Source organism: Faecalicatena contorta (assembly GCF_003149105.1).
In the GTDB taxonomy this organism is placed as follows: Bacteria; Bacillota; Clostridia; order Lachnospirales; family Lachnospiraceae; genus Muricomes; species Muricomes contortus_C.
Genome location: NZ_QGDS01000009.1, coordinates 42,608 through 68,750, shown reverse-complemented (window position 1 = coordinate 68,750; position 26,143 = coordinate 42,608). Strand labels below are relative to the sequence as shown.

Below are 26,143 nucleotides of genomic sequence, written 5' to 3'. Positions count from 1 at the left end.
GTGAACGGTCGCTCACCACTATTATAGTGAACAATCGTTCACTTGTCAAGAAAGAAACTAAATTATTTTCTCACTTTATTTTTACGAGCGTTTTTGGCATATCTATATTCCCTCGCTATAATTAAAACGTGTCTGCTTTATTAAATATGAGTCTAACATCTTTGTTTAGCCTAAGCTTCCGTAAGTTCCGCTTTGGAATGGTACTAATCCTTTCATTACCATTGCGTTGAAGAAATTCAGTATTCATTGCATATTCTCTTGAAAGCATTTCATCATTGTTGTGAAAGCATTACAATAATTGTCCGCTTATGTTTTGGGGATTGATACGTGAATAAATAGCTGCATTCCATGTAGTATCACAATTGCTACATTTATAAATCAGCCAAATATCCAGATATTTTCTTTGTGCATTTACTCGAAATTGTCCAGAACTTATATATTCAGTTCTTTTACCACATTTCTTACAATACTGAATCACTGATGGTGTCGAGTTATATTCAATATCCCAGATGATATTTTTCACTGTTCTATATTTCCTTTCCCAAGTTATTATCATAAGGAAATAACAGGTGGAGTATCTCCAAATTTTTTCATGCTAATTTCTCCTTTCTTTTTCACAAGCAATGTGTGCAATTTTTTCTAAACCTAATACAAGTTTTGTTATTTGTTTTTCAAATAAAAAGAGATCTCTTTCTAATCGAATTATCTATCTTAGACAATTCTAATTGTAGAAAAAGATCTCTTGAATTACTTCTGAATTCTTGCCCTATTTAATTGGTATGCATAAATCCATTACCACACATTCATTATTTTTCTCAATTTGCCTATATATGTTCAATCCATATCTTTGATTCATTTCATAACCACTATCAGGCAGCCAGACACTAAATATTCCTTGAAGAATGCGAAAAATATCCTGTATTTTTCCGTTATAGCGATAAACTGAGAATTTCCCACCCTTTATCGTTGCTGTATTATCTGTTTCTTGAATTCCATCCACGGTCATACACAAATCACATATACATTGATTCAAACCAGTAACCTTTGGGTCATTATAAAATTTCTCTATCAAAATGGTGCTTTTGTTCATAATTGTTTTGTAAGCCTCCATGAAGCTGTACCATTTTTCTTTTAGCTCAACATAATTCCCAATAAATCTTTCGTAAATAACGAAAAAATCATTTATATACTGTATTGTAATAGGCTTGTCATAATCATGGAATGTCTTGAATTTTTCCAATTTTTCAGGAAAGAAAGGATTAAACACACTTGCTAAATCTACAGATTTCCGAAATCCAGCCGGAGAAATATGATGATGGCCTTTAAAGGCTGAACTATAATTAGACGAACTCTACCCATAATCCAATCCAATGTCAGTAATCATTTTATTTCTTTCCAGTTTAATATCAATAGCACTTTGATCCATTTTCAAACGCTTCATAAACGCATATATACTTTCGCCGGTAATTTCCTTAAATACTCTGCAAAAATAGTATTTTGAGTAGTGAAAATACTTTGCCACATCTTCAACAGAAATATTTTCATCAAGGTGTTGTATAATGTAATCAATACTTTCGTTAATTATTTTCGTTTTATTCATAATTTCCGTACCCTTATGTTTCTTTAAGCTGCCATATGTTTTTCATCCCTTCAAATTCACATTTATTTTTATCAGATATCCCGTGCATCAAACTCATTGCGGAGCCAGAGAGCGTCTTCCATTGTATTTTTCCAGCCATCCTTTTTCAGGTCCACCCGCCATCCATCCTCTGTCCAGGTTACCTTCACCCCTTCCTGTTCCAGCATCTGTTTCTGCAGGTTTGGGGTTGCAAAAGAGGCCGCACCGCTTAGGATTCCTTTTGCATTTACCACACGGTGAGCAGGGGCATCCCCTGCCAGTCCGCGGTTCAAAGCATAACCAACCTGCCTCGCATTCTTCGGTTTTCCACAAAGCAATGCTATCTGTCCGTAGGTTGCTGTCTTTCCTTTTGGAATCTGCTCACAGACTAACGCTGCTCTTTCGTAAAAATTCATATAGCTCTCCTGCCTTATAATTTATACTTATCTCCTTGAAGCACATCATTCTCCGTACACTTTCATTTTTTGTACCAGGATATTCTGCTTTTGATTTTTGTCAAATACATCCCATATTATTTAAGTATATAATACATGCCTTTAAACTTCAATTCATACCTTAAGATAAAAAAATCAAAAAATACCGTAATCCCGGAACCTTTGTTCCGCATTACGGCATTCTTCTTTTTTAAGCCGGTATGTCTTTCTGCATATTATCACTACAGCTGCTGTCTGATTATATTTTTTTACCAGCTGCGGTCCTTTACCTTCCTGCTACCTGATAGTTTTTATATAACCGATATCCTGATAATAGTGCCGCCGCAGATATCAATAACCAAATAATAGGAACCATTTTCCATGATGTGAAATAATATCCAAATATACTAAACAACCGCACACCAAAAGGCCCTCCAGAAGTCAAAATATTACCTGGAACACAATCCCAAGCTTGTGCTAATATACGATATCGCTCCGGCATATCTAAAAACATTGAAATCATCATAAAACCAATAAGGATTGCCATAGGTGCAACAGTGCCTCTTGCTTTCTCTGCCAACATCATGCCTGCTGCACAATGTAAAACTGCTGAAATCAAGTTAACTGCTATGATAATCAAAAACTTTTCTCCCAGTGTCATCATCCAAGACTACATTGGTGCAGACTGCTGTATGGATGCGGTGAATCCATCAAATCCATACACTGCGAATATTGGTATGGCCACTGCAAGGCTTAACAACAGCGTACTCACAACTGAAAACGTAACTCCCACAAACCCTTTTACCATATATAAAACTTTCTTTCCAAAATGTGTACATAAAATAATCTGGTCTGTCCTTCCCTTATGTTCATCTGCCAAAATAGACGGAATACTGACCGCCGCCAATAAAATCTGCATCATACAAACAAAGCTCATCATACTATTCATTAGGTCGTAACCCTCCGAATACTCATAAACAACAGGTATCTCCACCTGCCTTTCCAGGCTTGCAAGATATTCCGTCTCACCTTTAGTCAAATGAGCTTCTCCCCACCGCTGCTCTATCAACTCTTTTCTCGTATTATATAAATCTGCCATATTAAAATCACCTATTTCTTTTCCTGATGAATCCATAATCAAGAAAAGAAAACTATAGATAGAGTTCGGAATGCTGTCTGGTTCTTCCTTTGCTTTCTTTAAATAAGAATCATCAATCTTCGTTCCTGACTGCTCTTTGCTTTGTTTAATAGACCTTTTTGTCATCTCATACCCACTGACCGTTTTCCCATCTATTGAATAAGAATTCATCCAATATGGCAGACAGACAGCTAATATACAAATTACTGCCATAATTATAAAAGTCACCCAAACAACCTTTTTCTGCAGTAACTTTTTATACTCAAACCCGGCAAGCGTCCAGAAATTACCCATTATTTTACTCCTCCTCAAATTGCTCTAAAAAAAATTCTTCTAAATTCCCACCAATTTCGTCTCTCATCCCATTAAAAATGAGCTGTCCATCCTGCATCATTAATATTCTGTCTGCAATATGCTCGATATCTGTCACAATATGAGTGGATAAAATCACAATACTGTCTTTTCCAAGCTCTGCAATCAGATTACGGAACCTCACCCGCTCCTTTGGGTCCAGCCCCGCTGTTGGTTCATCCAGTATTAATATCATTGGATGGTTTAAGAGGGCCTGTGCAATGCCGAGACGCTGTTTCATTCCTCCAGAATAAGTTTTTATCTTTTTCCTTCCGTTTTCTTTTAACCCTACCAGTTCCAAAAGCTCTTCACTTCTTTTTTTTGCACGGTACTTTGTCAATCCTTTTAATGAAGCCATATACATCAAAAAGTCTATACCCGTAAAATTAGGATAATATCCAAAATCTTGTGGAAGATATCCCAATACTTTCCGATACTCCTCTGACGATACGTCCGTTCCCTGAAAAGTAACCGTTCCACCCGTGGGCTTTAAAATACCACAAAGCATACGCATCAATGTTGTTTTTCCTGCTCCATTTTCACCCAGCAAACCATATACCCCTGTTCCCAGTTTCAGAGAAATACGATCTACTGCAATTTTATTCTTATATTGTTTTGTCAAACGGTCTATGACAAGTTCCATACATATTCCTCCCATTGTGTAAATACCTTTTTAATCTCTTTGGCAATAAGAACCGCCAATACAATTAACATAATTATTCCAGCTCCTTCTTTATATCCTGATGGCATTATATTCGACAGCCATCCATTTCCCCCACCACATAAAAGACATCCCACACTTACTAAAACGGTACTTCCAAAGCAAAGATAAGTCCCTTCATTTCTATGCACCTTTCTTATTACCGCCAAATCCAGAAATGTTGTCAAAAAATAGGGTATTAAAATATAAAGTCCCGTATACAGGATTCCCTCACTTTTATTGTCATAAAGAACGGGCACTAATACGCACAGCAAAATCATATTGCTTATCCCCAGGGCCCCTAACCTTGCTGCAAGTACGGTCTTAATTGAAAACCTTGATGCCATCTCTAGTTCTTCCATTCCATATCTTAAGGATCTGCTTCCCTCCACTACCATAGACAAAGCTAAAAATGGAACACTCGTTGCCACTATGAAAATAATCTCCTTCTCCAGCGTGCGCACTCCAATTATTGCTGTTAAGAAAATCACTGCCGCCAGTGCCCAGTTCCATTTTCGGATATATCGGATCTGATATGCTAATAATCTCCAATGAGAAATCTCCGGCTCACCAATTGCTTTTAGAAAACCTTCTTTTTCTAAGGGCTCAGGTGCTTCATATATAATTTTTAGCTGCTTCTTCATCTTATTCTTCAAAAAAACTCCTCCTTTCCAAGCTTGTCTTTCAACTGACTTAAACACAGCTTAATTCTACGGTGAACAGCAAATCTGGAAATTCCCAATATTCTTCCAATATCCACCACTGTTAATTCATTTACATACCTCAGAAATATTATTTCCTGACTCTCCTCATCTAAAATTTCTACTGCCTCCTTCAGTATATGGGCCTGTACAATAATTTCCTCTTGGTTATCCCCAGCGGAATTCTGATGTATTTCTACATCGTTGTTAAATAACTCCTTTTCTGGAACTGGCTGTTCCTTTTTCTTCCGGTAAAAATCTATGCATAGATTTTTTGCTATGGTGTAAAGATATGCCAGTTTCTTCCCTTTATCTTTATAAGAATGACTTTCAAAAAAACGAAGAAAGGCCTCCTGTGTAATATCCTCCGCCGTCTGTCTATGATGTGTATGCATATAGCAGTACCGGTACAATTTATCATATTGTTCTTCGATATCCATGAATTCTATAAGCCCCTCCTTTGCTGCTTCAACAATGAGTAAAAACAAATCGTTCTTTATATAATATCATGTTCAATATGTATAACGAATTACAACATGAAAGTGTGCGGGTAAATTAAATAAAAAGAATCTTGCCTGCAAGATTCTCCGCCTTCCTATAGCATAAAAAACGCTGCAAATCCGGAATATTATTCCGCATTACAGCGTTCTTCTTTTAGGTCAGTATATTTTTCAGTGCGTCCTATCCACAATTTCACACCATGTTTACCCCTTCTATTGTAATTCGGGGCATCCAAAGAAACTTTGAAATTCCAAACTTTATAGTATCAGAGTATCCAATTCCATTCTGAGGCAGATACACTTCTCCTAACTCACTTGCAATCTTATCATATCCTTTTTTCTCTAGTTTCTCATCTTTATTAGCAAACCTTGCTAATATCTCCATGTAGGAACCACCTCATGTATTGCACATGTCGGTATATAATACGATATCCTTCTCTCCCTTTTCATTCATGTAATCTTTAAGCTTTTTATCTAATATTACTTTCATAATGAACTCCTCCTCTGCTTTCTTTTCCATTATCATACCCATTAAGCATAGAAAGTTCTGTGATTTAGTCACATTATGAAATAAAGCCTGCCAGTTTTAATTTTAAAATCAGATGAGTGCAAAGATATCCTCAAATTCAATTCCATATCCTTCCGCAACCTCTTTACAGGTCAGTTTTCCATCATAACAGTTCACACCGAGCGCAAGCAGCTTATCTTTCCGAATTGCTTCTTCCAGACCATTATCAGCAATTGCCAGTCCATGGCGGAGTGTTGAGTTTGTAAGTGCCATTGTAGAAGTCTGTGCAACTGCTCCCGGTATATTGGCCACACAATAATGAACCACATCTTTTAATACAAAGGTCGGATTATCATGGTATGTTGGAACCGTAGTCTCACAGCATCCTCCCTGGTCCACTGCGACATCTACAATTACACTCCCCTTTTTCATCCCGTCAAGGTAACGCTCTTTTATTAACTTTGGAGCTTTTGCGCCTGGAATCAAAACACATCCGATTACAAGGTCTGCTGCATGGCAGGCTTTTTCCAATGCAGCATCCGTGCTGTACATTGTTTGAATCTTTGAGCCAAAAATATCATCTAAATATGCCAGGCGGTCTAAATTATTATCTGCAATCGTTACCCGGGCTCCCAGCCCTACGGCCATCTTACACGCGCTTGTTCCAACAACCCCTGCACCTACAATTAATACATTTGCCTGTCTGACTCCTGCCACACCGCCTAATAATAAGCCCATGCCACCCATTGTACCTTCCAGGCATCTCGCCCCTGCCTGAATACTAAACCTTCCTGCCACCTCACTCATAGGCTTTAAGAGAGGAAGTCCTCCGTTTCTGTCTCTAATTGTCTCATAGGCTACAGCCTTAGCTTTATTCTTTAGAAGTGCATCCGTAAGAGGTCTGTCCGCTGCAAGATGAAGATATGTGTATATAATCTGATTTTCACGTATCAAATCATATTCTTCTTTCAGGGGTTCCTTTACCTTTACAATCATATCACATTCTGCCCACACCTTTTCTGCCGTATCCAGGATAACCGCACCTGCTTCTCTATACATCTCATCAGTAAAAGACGCACCTTCTCCCGCACTTTTTTGAATGTAGACCTCATGATTATGGCTCACGTACTCCTTTACATTTTCAGGAGTCAGGCCAACCCTGTACTCATACTTTTTGATTTCTTTTACACATCCTACTTTCATTTTAATACCACCTTTCCTATTCCCCATTAGTCTTTCAACACCGTTGTTAATAATGTATATTTATGATAATTTATTTGAATTTTGTTGTAAATAGTGTCCAATAACTTCAATATACTTTTAAATATTAAGTGTATTTCACCTTAAATTATAAAGTATATTTCATATTGACCTAAATTATTTAGGGTGTTAAGATTTATAAATGAACATATTATATTAGATTTGGGGGAATTATGGATAAGATTGATGAAACTCTGATACGGGCTCTTCAAAAGAATGCCCGTACCTCATTAAAAGATATTAGTAAACAAATAAACCTCTCACTGCCTTCCACAAGTGAGCGTCTCCGGAAACTTGAACAGTACGGATACATAAACGGATACACTGCACTATTAGATAACCATAAACTAGGTAAATCACTTACCTGTTTCTGCACGGTTGTCCTAAAAGAACAGTCTTATGACTCACAAAAGAAATTCCGCCAGCTTATTCAGCAAATTCCAGAAATTGTAGAATGCCACTACGTCACCGGAGAATACGAGTATATCATGAAAATAATTACGGACTCTACCAAATCACTGGATGCATTGCTTCAAAGCTTTAGAGAAGATTATAATGTAATCAAAACTTACACCTACACGGTTTTGTCAACAATAAAAAGTCATCCTGGAATTCAATTATAATACGCTTTTCTTGTGGTTTATAATTACGTTATGAAAGTTGATTATGTTCCAGAATATACTGCAAAAGGCCTTCACAGCCTTCCAAAACATCATCATATGTACGGTCAAAATTACCGGTATACCAGGGGTCTGCAATATCCCTGGTATTTGCCGAAAAGTCCAGCAGCCTTTGTACCTTATGCTCCTTATCCTCTCCGATAATCCGGTTGATATTACGGATATTCTGATACTCCATTCCTATAATATAGTCGTACTCAGAATAATCCCTTTTTTGCAGCTGAACAGCACACTTTCCGGCAGTGCTGATACCAACTTCCTTTAATTTCTGCCTCGTGCCGCGATGGACCGGATTTCCAATCTCCTCACGGCTGGTTGCTGCGGACGCTATGGAGAATAGATCTCCCATCCCACGTTTTTGTACCATATCACGGAACACAAACTCTGCCATAGGGGAACGGCAGATGTTGCCGTGGCAGACAAATAGTATTTTAATCATATTTTCGTCCTTTCATTAAGAATTCTAATTCCTTCGAATTAAGGGGAATTAAAAATCTTATGCTATTTTATAGTAATTTAACTCTTTTTAATCTTCCAATACAGTCCTTTGGTGAATAGCAATGCTATTTAACTTTATCAATCTTTTATTTTGAGAGACTCCGTCTTCAATAAGTACAGCATTCATATTCTCTATCTCTTGCTCTTTTATGGCAGTAAAACGCCTCCATAGATTCACATCTCTGGAAGCGCTTATTTTACTTCAATTATCTATGCTTATATCATCTATCGTCATAATGTATTTTTCTTTATAATCTGAACAAATAGTCTATGTCTTACTCCGCTATATCTTCGGCTTTTGCCAGTGTACAAATTATATCCACACAGGCAGGTATCCCCAATGAAGAAGTACTTAAGCACATGTCATAGTATTTCGCCATGCCAAATTCCGTTTCCGTATAGTGGGCACAATATTTTCTCCGTGTTTTATCAACACTTCTTATTTTTTCTGAGATTTTTGCATCTGTATCCTTTGACATTTTGTGTTTCATGCGCTCTAATCTCCATGAAAAATCGGCATGAACAAAAACATGATGTGTGTAATCAAATTCCTTTAGGATTGTGTTTGCATTTCGGCCTAGAATAACACAATTTCCTTTTTCTGCAATTCTTCTAATTACCTGTTGTTGTATCTCAAACAGACGTTCATTCAGCGGTTTGTTGTAAAAGTCAAACAAACTTTGAGCAAAACCAAAGTCCATAGGAATTTTTTCATCCCATTTCAGCAGACTATCTACGTCCACGTTGGATTCTCTGGCTGACTGAAGGATTATTTCTTTATCAAAATATTCGTAATTCAGCTTATGCGCAACTGCTCTTCCGATTTCGCCTCCTCCTGCACCAAACTCACGGCTAATTGTAATGATCTTTTTCATTGCTTTTCCTCCAAATGCCTATAAGACTTTGTTCAAAAAATCAATTGTTCTTGGTTCTTTTGGATTTGTAAATATTTCTTCTGGAGTCCCCTGTTCTACTATATATCCATCATCCATAAATAATACCCGATCCGCCACTTCTTTAGCAAATCCAATCTCATGCGTAACCACAATCATTGTCATCCCCTCTGACACAAGCTCCTGCATAACCGACAGAACCTCCCCCACCATTTCCGGGTCTAACGCAGACGTAGGTTCATCGAACAGCATGACATCAGGGTTCATAGCCAGTGCCCTGGCTATCGCTACACGCTGCTTTTGACCACCGGATAACTGGGATGGAAAAACTTCAGCCTTGCTCTCCAATCCTACGCGCTTCAGCAGCTTTATTGCTTTATCTTTCGCTTCCTGCTTTGTCATTTTCTTAAGCTCAACAGGAGCAAGCATAACATTGTCTTCAACCGTTTTATGGGGAAAGAGGTTAAAATGCTGAAACACCATACCAATATTTTCACGAACCTTATTAATATCAGTGTGTTTATCTGTAATATCTACACCATCTATAATAATCTGACCGGCTGTTGATTCTTCCAATTGGTTCAGGCAGCGCAGAAAGGTGGATTTGCCGCTTCCGGAAGGACCGATTAGTACAACCACTTCTCCCTTTTGAATATCGATGCTGATGTCTTTTAAGACTTCCAGTTTACTGAAACTTTTTTTCAGATTTTTAACCTGAATAATGTTTTTCTTATCTGTCACGGTTTACCCTCCTTTCAATCTTCTTTGCGATTTTGCTTAGTGTGACTATAATAACCATATACAGAACAGCTATAATTGCCCACGACTGAAACACTTTAAAAGTATTACCACTGATAATTTTCCCCATGTTTGTGAGTTCCGGATATGCTATAACAGACAAAATCGAGGTGTCCTTTAGCGTAATAATAAACTGATTTATAATGGAGGGAATCATGACACGTACTGCCTGAGGCAATATAACAAGACGCATACTCTTGCCATAAGTCAGCCCTAAACTTCGGCTCGCTTCCATCTGTCCCTTGTCAATACTTTCTATACCGGCACGGAAAATCTCTGCCATATAGGCCCCACAATTCATTGATAACGCGATTGTACCCGCCAGAAGTGAAGAGAAGCTAAAACCTTGAATCCCCATCATCTTGACAGCAGACGGCACACCAAAATAGATAAAGAAAGCCAGTACAATTAAAGGTACACCTCTGACAGCATCCACATATACAGTTCCAAAAAAATTTAAAATGCGGTTCTTTCCCACATTCATTAAAGCAAAAATCATACCAATGATAATCGCAAATACTAACGATAAAAGCGTCAGCTGCAAGGTCCGCCCCAGGGCTGTAAGCAGCATAAAGCCATAATTCTGAATAATTGTAATCATTCATATACTCCTTTATTGTCTCAACATGAACAGCACATCTGGTTTCTATGATTTCCTTTATACAAATAAACGCAGGAAATCAAAGGTTAATCTCCCACGTTTGTCTTAGCAGTTATATGCTGTTATTTTAAATATGTGTTAAGGATTTCATCATAGGTTCCATCTTCTTTGATATTAGCCAATCCCACATTAAACAAATCCAGCAATTCCTGATTCTCTTCATCCATAATGGCCATTCCATATGGAGCTCCTTCACTTTCCATTCCTTCAGGTATCTCAAGATCTAAATCGCCTTCTTTAATTGACACCTGCATAATGGGTGTATCCTCCACACACGCTGCACTATTGCCAAGAATAACATCCTGATACATCGTTGGCGAATCTTCAAAAACTGTAACAGTAAATCCATAAGTATCTTTCAGGCTTTCTGCAAAATCCGCACCTGCAGTACCATTTTTAACTGCCACATTTTTGCCGCGAAGACCCTCAAAATCCTTGATATCACTACCCTTTGCAACAACAAATGTCTGTGTTGCATTATAATACCCATCTGAGAAAAGCCAGCCTGAATCAATACGTTCCTGCTTGATAGTCGCACCTGCAATAATCGCATCAGCCTGTCCGGACTGCACAGCTGCAACGGCTGCATCCCAGCCAAGACTGTTCAATTCATACTCAAATCCCTGATCTTCTGCAATAGCTGCTATGATATCTACATCGATACCAACAAATTCATTTTTTTCATTTGTGTACTCAAAAGGCTTGAACACTGTATCTGTAGCTATAATCCATTTTTTTCCACTATCCGTATCACCAGATGCGGTTGTTGATTCTTTATCCGCTTCTTTTGTGTCATTTGATGCGCATCCTGCCAACAGACCTATTGCCATAATTGAACACATTGCCATTACTAATATTCTTTTCATAAGTTGTACCCCCTTCTCTAATCAGAACAAACATCCAAAAAGTACTGTTTATATCTTCCCGTATCTGCCCTATATCTCAAGATTTACTAAAATAGTATACACTTATTCTTTCTTTATTGTCAAGCAACAGTAAACGTGAGCAATCTGAAGAAAAGCCTAGCCCTGCAGGCGGCTAGTTTAGGGAATGGGATACTTCGGAATCGCCACTGTAAATTTACTCCCATGTTCTGCATCACTCTCAGCTTTCACTGTACCGCCATGTGCAGTCACGATGGATTTTACAATGGTCAATCCAATCCCTGCGCCTCCCGTCTTACGGTTACGGGATTTATCCGTACGGTAAAACCGCTCAAAAATCAGAGGCAGCTCGTCTTTAGATATTCCAATTCCATTGTCCTCCACAGTGATAATACCGTTTTGCGGTGTATCTTTGACCATAATGCGGATTTGTCCACCCTCTGGCGTATATTTGATTGCATTGGAAAGCAGATTGACAATAACCTGTGTCATCCTGTCCGGGTCTGCATTTAAATGGGATTCCACCCCATCCGCAGAAAGAGAGATACTCTTTTTAACACTTTCCGGCTCAAAGTTCCCAACTACCGTATGGGCAAGCTCCAGTAAATCTACATCCGTCTTTTCCAGCCGTAAATTTTCATTTTCAACCTTTGCCAGCCGCTCTAAATCCGAGACCAGCCCGGAAATTCTGCCTATTTCCTCATAGCAGCTTTGTAACCGCTCTGTGGAAGGTTCCCATACCCCTTCAATAATAGCTTCCAAATGAGAAGCTACGGCGGCGAGCGGGGTCCGAAGCTCATGAGCGATGTCGTTTGTCAGCCGTTTACGCAGCTCCTCCTGACTGTCAAGGGAGGACGCCATATGGTTGACAGCAGAAACAAGTTCGTCCAGCTCCCGGGTTTTGATGTTGCTCTCAAAGCGGATTTTATAATCCCCCTCTGCAATCTGTTTGGCAATATGTGCAGTCTTGATGACAGGACGGGAGATGCGCTTTGCCCAAAATCCGCCGGCAGCCAAAGAACAAAGTAATGCAAGAGAACCAATCGCTGCCAGTACAAGGTTCAGCGAATCCAAAAAGTTAAAATCACTCTCGCTCAAAAAGTAGGGGCCGTAATAACTGATAACAAGACTTCCAACTTTTTGGCCGTTCTGTTTTAAGTCATATTCCTGTGACACAATACTGCCCTTTAGACTTGGACGCTTCCTGTCCATACGTTCTATGATCTCCATCATTATTTGTGAACAGGCTTCCATATCGTGATTTTCGGCATCCCACACCACATTGCCATTCAAATCCATAAGCCGGATGATATACCCGTCATACATAGCGGACATTCCCACACCATGAATAAACTGCAAATCCCATTTCCCGGTCAAACTGTCAAACTGGCGGCTTAGATTGACGGCAATATCCTTTGCATTAGCCTGCTGCTGTTCCTTTGCATATTTTTCAAACTCTTTGTTGATAAATATGTTGGCAAGCAGGCTGATGAGAGCAACGGCAGCAAGCACAATCACGGCAATTGTCAGCGTTAGCTGGGTACGAAATTTGCGGCGCATATCATTCTCCTCCAAACTTATACCCCAAACCGCGTATTGTCAGCACATACACAGGGGTTTTTGTATCATCTTCTATTTTCTGGCGCAGATTTTTAATGTGGTTGTCAATCACGCGGTCAAGGCTGTCTGTATTGTCGCCTAAAACAAGAGTCAGCAGTTCCTCCCGGCTGAATATTTTGCCGGGATATTTAATCAGCGCGGAAAGAATTTTTAGCTCTGTTGCAGTCAAATTCACTTCTTTGCCATGTTTGGAAACAATACCTTTTTCAAAGTCCACCGTCAAATCTCCATCCCGCCATGAGTTTTTGATTGTAAGCGGCACTAAATCGTCGGTTGTCCTGCGCAGGACGGTCTCTATCCGGGCAGCAATCACCTTCAGACTAAACGGTTTCGTGATATAATCATCCGCACCTATATCCAATCCCTTTAGCTGATTGGCTTCCTCAGATTTTGCCGTCAGCATAATAATAGGGACACGGGATTTTTTACGGATTCGTGTGCAGACTTCCTCCCCGGATATGTCGGGAAGCATTAGATCCAGCAGAATAAGAGAGATATTTTGCTTTTCAAATACTTCCAAAGCCTGCATGCCATTTTGGGCGGTGCAGACAGTGTAGCCTTTACTCTCTAAAAAGGCCTTTACAGCCTCAAGGATTTTCGGTTCATCGTCCACCGCCAGTATGTTCTTGTTCATGGTCATCACCGTGACCTCCAAAAGTTATTTTTAAACGCTGCAAAGGGAACCGCCTTTACGCGATTCCCCCTATGGACTATGATACTATATCGTAGCCCTGTTCCTCAATTTCAAATTTAATTTTGTCAGCCGGACTTTGCGCCGGGTCATGCTCCACTGTGACCGTCCCGGCCTTTAGGTCAACCTCCACGCTTTCGATTCCCGGCAATGCGTTTACCGCATTTGTAACTGCTTTCACACAATGTTCGCAGGACATTCCGTCCACTTTGATAATTAATTTTTCCATTTTTATACCTCCGTTATTTTAAATTGAAAGGTTTGAGTAATTTCCAAACCTGTTCTTCCTTACCGTGTTCATCAACAGTAACTTGGGCGTATGCCCATCCCTCAACCTTTTCAGGATTAACGCCCGCCTCAATCAAAGGCTGAGGATTCAAAACGAATACAATGTCTTTATCTTGATCACTGTGGTCGTAGCCGTTCGTTTCCATATCCTTTGCCCACTCAAACATATTGCCGTCGCCCAGTTTCACTCCGTAATGGTCAAGAGAAGTGTGGAAGTTAATAGAACCCCGGTAGTTATTGACAATCTGCTCATAAGCTGTCACCGCTGTGGGGCTGCCATTGTATGTGAGTTTGTCACTGCCCAGCTTTGTACCAACCATCAACATTTTGCCTCCTGTGCTGCCCATCGTATCTCCTTCATAGAAAGCGTAGTTATCCGGCAGCTTTTCGGGGTCGAGCCCTGCATCCAGGAAGGGCTGTGCATCAAATTCCAGCATAACATCATGCAAGGGGGCATTACTGTAATCCTCGCTCCAAATAAAGCGTACTGAATCATCCGGCGCAGAAAGCGCCCAGCCCACATTTGTCTCATCGACCTGCACCTGGTCGGGCATGGTCTTTAGCACCTCCTCAAAAGAGGTAATGGATCCCTGGCCGACCACATCCAGCGATTTCAGCCCGGAGCAGGCGGTTAGTGCCATCGCTGCCATTAACCCGGCTGCAGCCACCACGATACGTTTCATTTTATTTTTCATGGTTATGCACCTTTCCTTTCCTGATTTGCCGCCTTAAATCTTTTTAAACGCAGAGCGTTCGTCAATACTGAAACTGAGCTTAAACTCATAGCTGCCGCCGCAAACATGGGATTCAGCAGGGGGCCGCCGAACAGATGAAGCGCACCTGCCGCAATAGGGATACCCACTACGTTGTAACCAAATGCCCAAAAGAGATTTTGCTTAATGTTGCGGATGGTCTTTTTGCTTAGGTCAATGGCCGTAGGAACATCCATGAGGTCGGAGTGCATAAGCACAATATCTGCACTTTCCATCGCCACGTCCGTACCGGAACCGATTGCAATACCTATATCGGCCTGGGCCAGAGCCGGAGCATCATTGATACCATCGCCCACCATTGCCACTTTGCGCCCTTCGCCTTGCAGCTTTTTAACCTCATTAGACTTATCCTGAGGCAGTACTTCTGCAAGTACACGGTCAATACCAACTTGTTTCGCGATAGCGTCCGCAGTCATGCGGTTATCGCCTGTTATCATGGCAACTTCAATACCCATGCGGTGCAGACTTTCAATGGCACCTTTGCTGGAAGCCTTGACAACATCGGCCACAGCCACAATACCAGCCAGCTCTCCGTCAATAGCCACGTACATCGGTGTTTTCCCTTCTCCCGCTAATCTGTCAGAATCCGTTTCCAATACGGAGAGGGAGATGCTGCACTCATCCATAAGCTTGCGGTTTCCGGCAAGAACAGTCTGCCCATTGATAACTGCTTCAATGCCGCGTCCGGTAATGGAATTAAAACTGTCTACTTTTAAGAGTTCTAAGCCTTTATCCTGGGCTCCGGTAACAATCGCCTGGCCTAATGGATGTTCCGAGCTCTTTTCAGCGGAAGCCGTCATTTGCAGGAGATAATCAGCGGGTGAGTCCTGAGTCGTCAGGACATCCGTAACAGTAGGTTTTCCCTCCGTAATCGTACCTGTCTTGTCAAAGACAATCGTGTTGATTTTGTGAGCCGTTTCAAGAGCTTCCCCACCCTTTATCAAAATACCGTTTTCAGCACCTTTCCCTGTACCAACCATAATAGCGGTAGGTGTTGCCAGGCCTAAAGCACAAGGGCAGGCAATAACAAGAACAGAAATGAATATGGTCAGGGCAAATTTTACATCTCCGCCGCTTCCAATTAACCATGCCACACCTGCAAGTACGGCAATGATACATACAATCGGAACGAACACACCGGATACTTTGTCTGCCATTGCTGCAATTGGGGCTTTTGAACCCTGTGCATCCTCCACCAGCTTGATGATTTGCGCCAGTGCGGTATCAGAGCCAACCTTTTCAGCCTTAAACTGAATCATTCCAGTGGTATTTAAGGATGCTGTATATACCGGGTCACCTGCCTTCTTATCCACCGGCATACTTTCGCCTGTCAGCATAGATTCATCAATAGAAGTATGCCCCTCTGTAACCGTACCATCCACCGGAATTTTTGCACCGGGTTTTACGATGATAACATCTCCAATTTCAACTTCATCAATGGGAATTTCCTTTTCAGCACCATCCTGTATAATAAGAGCAGTTTTTGGTGCAAGCCCCATCAGTTTCTTAATCGCTTCGCTGGTTCTTCCTTTAGATACTGCTTCAAGGGATTTGCCCAGAAGAATCAGTGTTATAATCACGCCAGCTGTTTCAAAGTAGAGGGAGTCTACTGCTTTAAATTCTCCCTGGGTTATCAGCCATGTGTTGTAAATGCTGTACAGAATAGCTGCAGTTGTGCCGATGGCAATTAAGCTATCCATATTCGGACTTCGCTGTATCAGTGCCTTAAAACCAATGGTGTAGAATTTATAGCCCACACCGATAACCGGAATCACCAGCGCGACCTGTAACAGTGCATAAATCAGCGGATAATTCATTGGGTCAAGCCCTTTTGGATAGGGCAGCCGTATTCCGTACATAATCAGCATAGGGACCATCGCAATATACAGCAGGGGAAGAGCGAAAACTGCGGAAACAATAAATTTTCTCCAAAGTACCTTGATTTCCTTTTGCTTCCGCGCTCTGTCCTCGTCAGCAGCATCCGCTTTATTCACTTCCAACGCCTCGTATCCGGCTTTCTCAATCGCCTCCCGGATAGCCGACAAACGTATTTGATGTGGATCGTAGGAAACAGCAGCCTTTTCCGTAGCAAAATTAACTGTTGCGCTCGTCACTCCGGGAAGTTTCTTGATTCCTTTTTCCACCCGCTGTGCACAGGCTGCACAAGTCATACCGCCGATGGGGATAGTGACATTGCTGCTTTCGCTTTTTTCTACCACCTCATATCCGATTTTCGTTACAGCTTCCTTAATCTTGGTAAGTGGCAGAATGCTTTCATCATACTCCACAAACAGCTTTTCACTTGCCAGGTTCACCGTTGCCTGCTCAATGCCGGAAAGCTTCCGCACTGTCTTTTCTATTCGCTGTGCGCAGGCTGCACAGGTCATACCTCTAATACTAAGTACCTGACTGTTCATATATAAATCACCTCACTCATTTCTTTCCATTTTATTTCTTCGAGATTTTTCAACCTCTACTATTAGTTTAACCATAATTTATAATTTTGCAAGTATGCACTTTTTTGTATAATAGTACCCTAAATGATACTATTTAATTCTTGACACCGCTCAATCCTAATGATATTATAATTATAGTAATGCTTCTTTTGTTATATACAGACCCTTATATACTATAGTATTAAAAAATATACTAACAGAAGCTAAGGAGGTGAAAAAGATGAACTATAACCATACTGAGTATAACTGTCCCGTAGACGTAACGCTAGATATGATAGGCGGAAAATACAAATCTCTTATCCTTTGGCATTTGATTGATGAGACCCTGCGTTTCGGAGAGCTTCGCAAGCTCATCCCGCAGGCTACTCCTAAAATGCTGACTCAGCAGCTCCGGGAACTGGAAAAAGATAATCTTGTTATCCGTACTGTGTATCCCGTTGTGCCTCCAAAGGTAGAGTATTCACTTTCCGATTTAGGCCGCAGCATCCGTCCGATTTTGGAAACCATGTATGATTGGGGAGCAACTTATCTCAAAGACAATGGCAAGGAGATAAGCTGCTCTATGACTGCACATATGTGATTATTGTTTCCAGTTTGGAGAGAAACGATAAGTATTTGCTTGTAATGTATCGTAAGAAACCGTAATGGATTCGTCTGTTACGGTTTTATCTTCGTCAAAAATTGGTACAGGATTACATCCGTTTGCTTCCACCTCCACACTGTCCATCGGGAATTTATTGCCGCAATTCTGACATTGAAGTGTGTTGCCGCTCTGCTCAAAATACGCTTTAGGAGAGCCGTTGCACACCTGGCAGGTGTTGAATGCTGTACGGATTGTTCCATCTGAAGCTTTTACCGCCGCAACTTCCATTCTTGTGCCATCCACTGTAACGGGATAGAATTTAGCCGTCTCGGAAACTTCACTTGCTGGAATTACAAGGCTTTCACCTTCTTTAATGTCCTGAGAATCACTTGCTGCTGTATTATTGTCAGCTACGCTGTTACTGTCGCTGCTGCTTCCGGTGCTATTGTCCCCATTGCTATTACCGCTGTCGTTAGATGAACAGCCTGTAACCGCAAATGCCAATACCAGCACAATCGCTGCAAAGGCAGCCACCGAAAAGCGAAAACCTTTTTTGTTCTTTGTTTCTGTCTGCATGATAAATTTCCTCCATTATACAATGAGATATTTAATCCCTTTTATTTTTCTGCGGTATCTCCGCAATGTTGTTTTGTTCGTCTTTCTTTTCTTTCTTAGGTCTCTCCCTCATAAAAAATAACGCAATACCTATTCCCATCACCGGCAGGATACAATGCCAATGGCTGATTAAAAAATTCATATTCAGGTTCTCCTTTCCATTATCGTTGACCGCCGCAGCATCCGGCCGGAAGTGCATTGGAGCCGTCATCAGGGTTATCTGCCACTGTTCCGTCATCGCTCACAACCGTAATACTGGAACGTATCATACCCATCCAGCAGCTAAACGGGAAAGTTCCCGATTCGTCCGGGGTAAACTCAATCACATTTTCCCCGGTTTTCAACTCAACCTCCAAATTGTATTTTGGAATCGTAATGGAATTATTACAGCCGTTCAGTGCCCCGCTTGGCACATTTAAGGTCCATTTAACAGGAATTCCCTGTTGGACGGTGATTGGCTCATACTGCCTGCTGCTAACTGTGGAAGTGATATACTGAACGCCGTCCTGCACCGTCGCTGCCGTTCCCTGTTCTGCCCCAGTATTTTGATTATCGGCAGTTATTACATCTGCCAAATTTACATTGGCTGTCTGCCTGCTCTGTGCAGGCCCGGCATCCTTGCCCTGTGCATTGAGAAGCAATGCCCTTCCGCTCAACAAGCCAGCGGTTATCAACAGAACAGCCAGCCCTGTCAACAACGTGGGAAATCTCTGTTTTAAAGATCTGTTTTTGTTTGTACTCATTTTTACTGCTCCTTTCCAGAATCTATTTCTAAAATCTATCAGCGATGATTAGGTAAAATGTAAAATATTGCCCTCTTCCTAAATGTCATATTCTCCTACCCGCAGCATGAACCACCGCCTGCTGCCTGAAAGGTTTCTGGAGGCCATATCATGGGCTCAAACTCACTGACTTTTTCTTTAATCCCATCTACATCCACGTTGTTCAAGTCATCCACCATCTTGATATAGCCGTAAAATTTATTATCACCCGTAGAAAAATCGAAATCATCGGTAGGGAAGAAGAACAATGGGTTTTCTCCCGAGGAAAGCAATAACTGTGTAGCATAATTAGGAATCAAAAGCTGTGTGCCGTTTTCGGCACCGGAAATGGAGTTTTTGATATTCCATTTCACGTTCAATCCGGCTTTTACAACCACAATGGCAGGCGAGAAACCTTCGTCGGTTAATTCAATCGTGACTTCCTGAATCCCCTCGCCGTATTCGTCCGTTGTTTCCGTTGCAATAGACACACCGTCAACAGGAATTTTCACGCCCGCCGGAACTGGGTCAGGTATTTCTGCTATTGTATCTCCTAGATTTTCGTAACCCTCTGCCGAAGCGCTGTCTGTACTCCCCGTTGGCTCAGTTCCGGCTTCCACCACGGTAATAGAACCGCGAATCATGCCCATCCAGCAGCTATATTGAAACTGCCCCGTTGTGGTGGGCGTAAATTCAATCACATTGTCGCCATCTTTAAACGAATAATTGGAAATGCCGTACTCCTGAATGTTTATACTGTTGTTGCACCCATTGATGCTTCCACTTGGTGCATTTATTGTCCATTTAACGGGCGTTCCAGCCTGAACAGTGATATTCGGGTAACTGCCCGGGGAAAGGGTACTGTTGACAATCTGCTTCCCGTCCACAATTTGAATACTCTCATTATCCACGCTGTCCGCTCCGCCCACAGTCCGTGAGGCCAAGGCCGCTGCTGCAATAATCACAACGCCTAACACGGCAGCTGTTGAAACCATTTTGTAACTTGACTTGCCAAAAGGAATAACTGATACTACACCCACCGCGCAAAGAGCAAGAATAATAGGAAACAAGAGATTAGGCGGTAAGAGACCTGAAAGGCTGACACCCTGTGAAAGCATTGCCAAACCAAGAACCACAACCAATACTGCACCCACAGCCATTACCTTTTGAGTAAACTTTTTGCCTAATGCTGAAACGATGGAGCCAAGCCCTAACATAAGCGGTACAGTCCCCAGGCTGAACAGGAACATAGACAGCGCACCAACCAAAGGATTTCCCGAAGCCAATGCCACAATCTGCATGGATTGCAGAGGGCCGCAGGGCATTAAGCCATTAAGCAGGCCGACAATCAGGGAACTTTTACTTTTTACTTTTCCAGCCTTACGTACAAAGATTTTCGGCATACGGGGCTGGAACTTTCGCAGTACCGGAAACAGGCCAAGCATATTAATTCCCATAATCACCATGAATACACCGGCAATCAGCTTAAGAACCCCCTGGGCCATGACAGGCAAACCTGCGTCAGAACCGCCCCCGCCAAACAGCAGTCCCACAGAGCCTAAAATAAAACCGATTACGGTGTAAGAAATAACTCTTCCGAGATTGTACAGAAAAGCCGGAGCAAATGTAGCCATACGGCTCTTTTTTCCTCCACCGGCCACCTCAGCGTGAGGAATACATTGAGAGAGATTAATTCCGCCGCACATGGCAACACAGTGGATAGAGGTGATTAAGCCGATAACAAACAGCATGCCATAACCCATTTTAGTGTCTGCCAGCTGACTGGGTACCAGCAAATTCAAGACACCGAATTGCTCTAACAGCACATACAAAGAAACCACAATCACCAAAATCCCAATTACGCGGCTGATGTTGGATTCCTGGTTTTCGTTCCCGGTCAGCACCTCGTAATCCAGTTTTTCAATAATCCTGGTTATCTCCTTTAAGGATATAAGATCGGTGTCATAGGTAATATCAGCCGTTCCTGCACTGTAACTTACCTTAACACTTTTTATGCCTGCAACTTTGCGCAGTTTTCGTTCAATCTTATTTTGGCAGTTTATGCAGGTCATCCCGCCAATTTTCAGCCGCTTTGTTTTTTGTCCTGATTCCATTCGGCAAATTTTCCCCCTTTAATCGGATTTTCTTTTATATGGGAGTAGTGTAGCCGCGTAATGTATGTTTTTTATATGGATTCAAATTTCTTTTTTATTTTTCTGAACAGAGGAGGCTTTCTCTGTAAGCTAAAGCGTTCGGGCTACAAAAAAAGGCTATCTCCTACACCAATAGGGGATAGCCTTGTACTAAATTAAAATGTCATTAAAGTCTAAATGTATAGGTGTTCAGCGTCACTTCTCTTTATTCTTCCAACCGCTCAATCACAACTGCTGTGCCATCTACCAATACGACAAACGTATTATTTTGCAGTGTCGTAATATCAAAATCAAGCCCTATTACAGCATTTGCCCCATTCACAATTGCGCTTGCAACCATTTTCGCCTGTGCTGCTATTTTAGCCTTGGATAATTTACCTTCAAATTTAGACGATGTCCCTCCAAATATATCTGCTTCGGCAGCGTTGAACTCACTAAATATACCTGTTCCCAAAACTACTTCTCCGTGTACCACATCTATGTAATTTACAATTTTGTACCCTTCAAAGTTGTAACCTGTGGTCACTTTGTAATCTCTATCCTTTTTTGTAATTTCTTCCTGCATCTCCTCCTCCAGCTGATCTCGAAGGATTGTGAATTTCTTAATTACCCTTATTCGTTCAAATTCATTTTTTACCGCTTCTTTAGCAGCTTCTGTCATATTGTGTTCTCTAGCTCTTATTGCATCTTCTGCGGCTGTCAATTGTTTTAATCCTTCTGCCTTTTGCAATTTCCTAAACAAAGGGGCACACTGATAACAAGCAAGCAGACCATCCTTTAAATCGTATTTATCTTCTCCAAATCTACCAATTCTACTACTACAAATACAACAGTTTGCCATTGATATATCCTCTCTTATTCTCTTTACTTTTTTAAGATGACTCTAAATATTATATATTAATATATAATACCACAATTCTCTTGAACTCTGGTATAAAAGTTAGAGAATCATAAAAATCCGGGCCAGCACCTTCTCTGCACAGAAAAGGATGATAGCCCGGATTCATTTAAATTAGTTTAGCCCTAATTTTATTTTTAATTCATTGGCAATGTCATATGCACTGTACTCCATAGGAATGACATAATCATCGCCGTCCCCGTGAAGCGGGAACCACACCTGTGCATAGAATGGGTTTTTCTTAGCAACCTGCCCGTACTTCCACTCGCGGCTCAGACATTCCGGGCACCAGTGCCCGCCCTGCAAGACCGCGTTTACAGACATTTCAAATTCATGTCCATCTGCACACTTCCAGCGGATTGGTGTATAAATATCTGTTACTTCTTCCGCCAAACATTCACCGCCCCTGAACTGCGCTGCTTTCTTCAAATCCTCTAACGTTAGATTTTCAATGCCCTTCTCCTCATCATAACCGTGATTCAAATAAGTCGGTTCCTCACTTGGATGGTACAGTTCAAATCCTTCATCAAATCCTTTAATCTCTTTTTGTTTTTCCCTTGAGCCAAAGAATGCGCGAACCCAGTCTTCCTCATTATTCTTGAACATCCAGTAGGTACCCATTCTCTTATGTCCGACCTGTATCAGTTTTTCTCTCATCTGTTCTTTGGTTGGAAATGCAGTACGAATCATTGGATTCTCTGCCATCCGGCGCATCTCATCTTTCACTCCATCCCAATACTGCTTTGCCGGAATACAGCGGAAGTGGATGATATCATCCAGTTTATCTGCATCGGTGTAGTAATGTCCATGGAAATTATACGGCGCCAGCATTTTTGCGTCAAATAAATCCTTCAATCCCATTCCGAAGGCGCCCACGTTAATATCCCATAACTCCCAGCTGGTCAGCCGGTATCCTGCACCACTGCTTAAATTATAACCTTTTTTCCAAAAGGATTCCGGAACCCAGTCTTCACAAATATTTGCCATACAAATACCAGACTCAATGGAGGTGCTCCACTCCAAAACATTGTTTGGATCAATATGAAATTGAATCGGCTCATCTGCGGCCCCTTCCGAACTTGGGTGCTGCCCTGTCTGGCGTATGGATACCCAGTGCTTCAGCCCTGATTCAAAGACTGCCAGCTCCGAAAATACTTTAGATAACGCATAATAGTCAAAAATAGACGGATTCATGGGATCTCCTACTCTGCCCCAATGAATCGGGTCTGTACGCCCTCCCGTCATGGCAACCGTTCCAATATATACGAAATGTACCTTATCTGGATCCGGCTGTTCTTTGATAGCTTTAATGATGTTCAGTGTCGAGCCAATATTCGTGTATAATGTCTCCTCCGGATATTTATCTGCTGCCGGAGATACCATTGCACCAATGTGAAGCACATAGTCAGCTCCGTCTACACCGCGCTTTACTGTATCATAATCAACCATATCTCCCCATATAATTTCCAGTGACGGACAGGCATACTTTTTCATCAGTGCCCTATTCTTATCGGAAGGTCTTGCAAGGGCGCGCACTTTAAATCTGTTGCTTCTATCCAAGAGCTGTTTCATGGTTTCTTCTCCCATTGTGCCGGTTGCCCCGGTTAAAAGAACAACCTTCTTAGGTCTGGATACCTCTTCGTGCACTTTAGGGTCATCAAAGGTAAGAGCTGCATCCATCGCTTCTCTTGTGGCATTGATGGCACGTCTTGCCATTCCGGCATCTCCCATAACCATATATCCGGCACCAACTGCAAGGGCTGCTTCCTCCAGTTCTTTGCCAGAACGGGATTTTGAGCCTATGGCCATGACCGCGCAATCACAGGGATATTCTACTTCTTTCCCCTCTTTTACTCCAAGAACCTTTCCATCCTCCACAGCAGTTACTGTTACATTTGTAACCGGCACAATGCCTGACGCATACACACTCTCAGTCACACATATCTTCCTGGCGGAGCCCATGTCCATGCAGAAGTCTTCTGCCATTTCAAGGTCTGTTACTTTACATCCCTTTTCTGCCAGATACTCTGCAACTTCCATACCTACCATGCCGCCTCCAATGACTACTACATTCCCAGCCGGCTTTGCATCGCCATTCAATACATCATGGGAATTTACCACAAATGGTAAGTCCACACCCGGAATGTTCGGAATCAGCGGTTCTGCTCCAATTGCATTAAATACAGTATGAGGCTTAATCTGCCTGATAAGTTCTGCTGTCACAGGTGTATTTATACGAATGTCTACACCCAGCCCCCTTGCCTTATTTTCCATGCTCTGTACTGCCATCTTCATTTCTTCTTTTCTGGGTGCTTCTCCGGCTGTCAGAAATTGACCGCCCAACTTATCAGAAGCTTCACACAGAATTGGATTGTGTCCCCGCTGTTTCAAAATGATAGCCGCTTCCAGGCCCGCAATTCCGCCTCCTGCAATTAATACGGTTTCTGGTTTGTCTGTATTTGTAATCTGACATTCCTCTTCCCGTCCAAGGGCCGGATTACGAAGGCATGTAATGTGCAGGCAGTCCATATCTGCAAATCCATCCAGACACCCCTGGTTACAGCCTACGCAGTAATCAATATCATCCAGTCTTCCCTCTTTTACTTTTGTGACAAACTGTGCGTCCGCAAGCTGAGCACGCCCCATTACGACCATATCTACTTTCTCTTCTTCCAATATCCGCTCCGCAATATCCGGGGTATTCAGCCTTCCTACACCGATTGTCAGCATGCCTGTTTCTTTTCGGATGCGTGCCGCATTTTCAATATTAAAGCCTCTTGGAAGGTCAATAGGAGGTACTTCGTATTTGGCTCCTGCTGAAATAATATTACCTCTGGAAACATCTAAAACGTCTGCACCCTCTTCTTTCGCCATCTTACAAAATTCAATGACCTCTTCAATTGTAAGTCCGCCTTCCAGATAATCATCATGGGCATCAATACGGATAAGCACCGGCATTTCCTCCGAAATATTCTCACGGACAGCCCGGATAATCTCCAGCGGGAATCTTGCGCGGTTTTCTAAACTTCCGCCATATTCATCGGTTCTTCGGTTAATTCCTCCTGACAGGAAAGAATGAGGAAGGTAATTGTGAGCCAAATGTACCTCTATACAGTCAAATCCCGCTTCTACTGCCCGTTTTGCCGCTTTTCCATAGCACTCTACAATTTCTGCAATCTGTTCCACAGTAATTCCCGGAATCGTGATCTCAGCGCTGATTGGCATATCACTTGCCACCAGAATCTGAGCTGTCCTGTCCATTGACACGGCAATACTGCCCTGCCAGAGCTGAATTCCCGCTTTTCCGCCGGCATTATGAATTGCATCTGTAAGTTTTTTAAGTCCCGGAATATACTCATCCTCCGCGATTGACAAAAACCCCCTTGGTGCACTAGGCGTATGTACACTGCTTACCTCTACGATATTCAGGCCGGTGCCACCTTCTGCCCTTTTTACATGATAGCAAATCAATTGATCTGTAACATAACTTGCCTTTCCGGAAAACTTTGTTCCCATAGCCGGCATAATAATGCGGTTTTTTAATTCCATCCCTCTGATTTTAATTGGCTTAAAAAGATTTTCATACATATGGGATTCCTCCTTTTCATCAATTGTTATAATTTTATCATGTTCCGTTTCTGTACAGTCAACTCAATTTTTTTTGCTCTGTTTTCTTTATTT

Annotated in this window: 29 protein-coding genes; 2 read left to right on the top strand and 27 right to left on the bottom strand. The window is 41.7% G+C overall.

The annotated features are described in order from the left end of the window. Nucleotides 1-289: 289 nt before the first annotated feature. The 11 genes from A8805_RS23145 to ald all read right to left on the bottom strand — a co-directional run bounded on the left by A8805_RS23145 (nt 290) and on the right by ald (nt 7,153). Nucleotides 290-556, bottom strand: a complete 267-nt coding sequence (locus A8805_RS23145; protein WP_242992414.1) for a DUF1062 domain-containing protein — start codon at nt 554-556, stop codon at nt 290-292. Between the two features lie 210 nt (nt 557-766). Then, nucleotides 767-1,240 (bottom strand): AraC family transcriptional regulator, encoded by a 474-nt coding sequence (locus tag A8805_RS22895; protein ID WP_330405959.1) that lies wholly within the window; start codon nt 1,238-1,240, stop codon nt 767-769. A gap of 111 nt (nt 1,241-1,351) precedes the next feature. Next, entirely contained in the window at nt 1,352-1,600 is a 249-nt protein-coding gene (locus A8805_RS22890) for an AraC family transcriptional regulator (RefSeq protein ID WP_330405958.1), read from the bottom strand. A gap of 71 nt (nt 1,601-1,671) precedes the next feature. Beyond that, on the bottom strand, nt 1,672-2,034 hold the full coding sequence (locus tag A8805_RS14600) for an MGMT family protein (RefSeq protein ID WP_109712432.1): 363 nt from the start codon (nt 2,032-2,034) through the stop codon (nt 1,672-1,674). 304 nt (nt 2,035-2,338) lie between these two features. Next, nucleotides 2,339-2,692, bottom strand: a complete 354-nt coding sequence (locus A8805_RS14595) for a hypothetical protein (protein ID WP_146199452.1) — start codon at nt 2,690-2,692, stop codon at nt 2,339-2,341. Nucleotides 2,693-2,722: 30 nt separating this feature from the next. After that, nucleotides 2,723-3,484, bottom strand: a complete 762-nt coding sequence (locus A8805_RS14590; protein ID WP_109712428.1) for a hypothetical protein — start codon at nt 3,482-3,484, stop codon at nt 2,723-2,725. Nucleotides 3,485-3,488: 4 nt separating this feature from the next. Next, on the bottom strand, nt 3,489-4,184 hold the full coding sequence (locus A8805_RS14585; protein WP_109712426.1) for an ABC transporter ATP-binding protein: 696 nt from the start codon (nt 4,182-4,184) through the stop codon (nt 3,489-3,491). Then, entirely contained in the window at nt 4,169-4,897 is a 729-nt protein-coding gene (locus A8805_RS14580) for a hypothetical protein (protein ID WP_109712424.1), read from the bottom strand. Before A8805_RS14580 ends, A8805_RS14585 begins: the two co-directional genes overlap by 16 nt. After that, entirely contained in the window at nt 4,894-5,382 is a 489-nt protein-coding gene (locus A8805_RS14575) for an RNA polymerase sigma factor (RefSeq protein WP_109712422.1), read from the bottom strand. Before A8805_RS14575 ends, A8805_RS14580 begins: the two co-directional genes overlap by 4 nt. Before the next feature lie 253 nt (nt 5,383-5,635). Beyond that, entirely contained in the window at nt 5,636-5,827 is a 192-nt protein-coding gene (locus A8805_RS14570) for a hypothetical protein (protein WP_109712420.1), read from the bottom strand. Between the two features lie 213 nt (nt 5,828-6,040). Next, nucleotides 6,041-7,153 (bottom strand): alanine dehydrogenase, encoded by a 1,113-nt coding sequence (gene ald, locus A8805_RS14565; RefSeq protein WP_109712418.1) that lies wholly within the window; start codon nt 7,151-7,153, stop codon nt 6,041-6,043. Nucleotides 7,154-7,383: 230 nt separating this feature from the next. Between ald and A8805_RS14560 the strand changes: the two genes are divergently transcribed. Next, on the top strand, nt 7,384-7,833 hold the full coding sequence (locus tag A8805_RS14560) for an Lrp/AsnC family transcriptional regulator (RefSeq protein WP_109712415.1): 450 nt from the start codon (nt 7,384-7,386) through the stop codon (nt 7,831-7,833). A 28-nt stretch (nt 7,834-7,861) separates the two neighbouring features. On the opposite strand, the gene A8805_RS14555 is transcribed toward A8805_RS14560, so the two are convergent. The 10 genes from A8805_RS14555 to A8805_RS14505 all read right to left on the bottom strand — a co-directional run bounded on the left by A8805_RS14555 (nt 7,862) and on the right by A8805_RS14505 (nt 17,413). Then, nucleotides 7,862-8,329 (bottom strand): low molecular weight protein-tyrosine-phosphatase, encoded by a 468-nt coding sequence (locus tag A8805_RS14555; RefSeq protein ID WP_109712414.1) that lies wholly within the window; start codon nt 8,327-8,329, stop codon nt 7,862-7,864. A gap of 334 nt (nt 8,330-8,663) precedes the next feature. Beyond that, nucleotides 8,664-9,263: an AAA family ATPase gene (locus A8805_RS14545; RefSeq protein WP_109712411.1), complete on the bottom strand. Its 600-nt coding sequence runs from the start codon at nt 9,261-9,263 to the stop codon at nt 8,664-8,666. An 18-nt stretch (nt 9,264-9,281) separates the two neighbouring features. Then, nucleotides 9,282-10,022: an amino acid ABC transporter ATP-binding protein gene (locus A8805_RS14540; protein ID WP_330405957.1), complete on the bottom strand. Its 741-nt coding sequence runs from the start codon at nt 10,020-10,022 to the stop codon at nt 9,282-9,284. Further along, nucleotides 10,012-10,680: an amino acid ABC transporter permease gene (locus tag A8805_RS14535; RefSeq protein WP_109712409.1), complete on the bottom strand. Its 669-nt coding sequence runs from the start codon at nt 10,678-10,680 to the stop codon at nt 10,012-10,014. Before A8805_RS14535 ends, A8805_RS14540 begins: the two co-directional genes overlap by 11 nt. 122 nt (nt 10,681-10,802) lie before the next feature. Next, a complete protein-coding gene (locus A8805_RS14530; RefSeq protein ID WP_109712407.1) occupies nt 10,803-11,606 on the bottom strand; it encodes a transporter substrate-binding domain-containing protein in 804 nt (267 codons plus the stop codon). Nucleotides 11,607-11,783: 177 nt separating this feature from the next. Further along, on the bottom strand, nt 11,784-13,184 hold the full coding sequence (locus A8805_RS14525) for a sensor histidine kinase (protein WP_109712405.1): 1,401 nt from the start codon (nt 13,182-13,184) through the stop codon (nt 11,784-11,786). A gap of 1 nt (nt 13,185) precedes the next feature. Then, nucleotides 13,186-13,884, bottom strand: coding sequence for a response regulator transcription factor (locus A8805_RS14520; RefSeq protein WP_207657708.1), 699 nt, complete (start codon nt 13,882-13,884; stop codon nt 13,186-13,188). A 70-nt stretch (nt 13,885-13,954) separates the two neighbouring features. Beyond that, a complete protein-coding gene (gene copZ, locus A8805_RS14515; protein ID WP_109712403.1) occupies nt 13,955-14,164 on the bottom strand; it encodes a copper chaperone CopZ in 210 nt (69 codons plus the stop codon). Between the two features lie 13 nt (nt 14,165-14,177). Then, complete coding sequence (locus tag A8805_RS14510) at nt 14,178-14,873, bottom strand: hypothetical protein (RefSeq protein ID WP_207657707.1); 696 nt, start codon at nt 14,871-14,873, stop codon at nt 14,178-14,180. A 47-nt stretch (nt 14,874-14,920) separates the two neighbouring features. Next, on the bottom strand, nt 14,921-17,413 hold the full coding sequence (locus A8805_RS14505; RefSeq protein ID WP_109712401.1) for a heavy metal translocating P-type ATPase: 2,493 nt from the start codon (nt 17,411-17,413) through the stop codon (nt 14,921-14,923). Nucleotides 17,414-17,672: 259 nt separating this feature from the next. Between A8805_RS14505 and A8805_RS14500 the strand changes: the two genes are divergently transcribed. Further along, nucleotides 17,673-18,032 carry a winged helix-turn-helix transcriptional regulator gene (locus tag A8805_RS14500; protein ID WP_109712399.1) on the top strand — a complete coding sequence of 120 codons (360 nt, stop codon included), beginning with the start codon at nt 17,673-17,675 and terminating at the stop codon, nt 18,030-18,032. Here the strand turns inward: A8805_RS14500 and A8805_RS14495 are convergent, their stop codons facing one another. The 6 genes from A8805_RS14495 to A8805_RS14475 all read right to left on the bottom strand — a co-directional run bounded on the left by A8805_RS14495 (nt 18,033) and on the right by A8805_RS14475 (nt 26,050). Then, complete coding sequence (locus A8805_RS14495; RefSeq protein ID WP_109712397.1) at nt 18,033-18,611, bottom strand: DUF2318 domain-containing protein; 579 nt, start codon at nt 18,609-18,611, stop codon at nt 18,033-18,035. 31 nt (nt 18,612-18,642) lie between these two features. Next, nucleotides 18,643-18,792 carry a hypothetical protein gene (locus A8805_RS22190; RefSeq protein WP_181392859.1) on the bottom strand — a complete coding sequence of 50 codons (150 nt, stop codon included), beginning with the start codon at nt 18,790-18,792 and terminating at the stop codon, nt 18,643-18,645. Nucleotides 18,793-18,811: 19 nt separating this feature from the next. Then, on the bottom strand, nt 18,812-19,393 hold the full coding sequence (locus A8805_RS22185; RefSeq protein WP_181392858.1) for a cupredoxin domain-containing protein: 582 nt from the start codon (nt 19,391-19,393) through the stop codon (nt 18,812-18,814). A 95-nt stretch (nt 19,394-19,488) separates the two neighbouring features. Further along, entirely contained in the window at nt 19,489-21,525 is a 2,037-nt protein-coding gene (locus A8805_RS14485) for a sulfite exporter TauE/SafE family protein (protein ID WP_109712395.1), read from the bottom strand. Between the two features lie 244 nt (nt 21,526-21,769). After that, a complete protein-coding gene (locus tag A8805_RS14480; protein ID WP_109712393.1) occupies nt 21,770-22,405 on the bottom strand; it encodes a YbjQ family protein in 636 nt (211 codons plus the stop codon). Nucleotides 22,406-22,576: 171 nt separating this feature from the next. Next, nucleotides 22,577-26,050, bottom strand: a complete 3,474-nt coding sequence (locus A8805_RS14475) for an FAD-dependent oxidoreductase (RefSeq protein WP_109712391.1) — start codon at nt 26,048-26,050, stop codon at nt 22,577-22,579. Between the last annotated feature and the right edge of the window lie 93 nt (nt 26,051-26,143).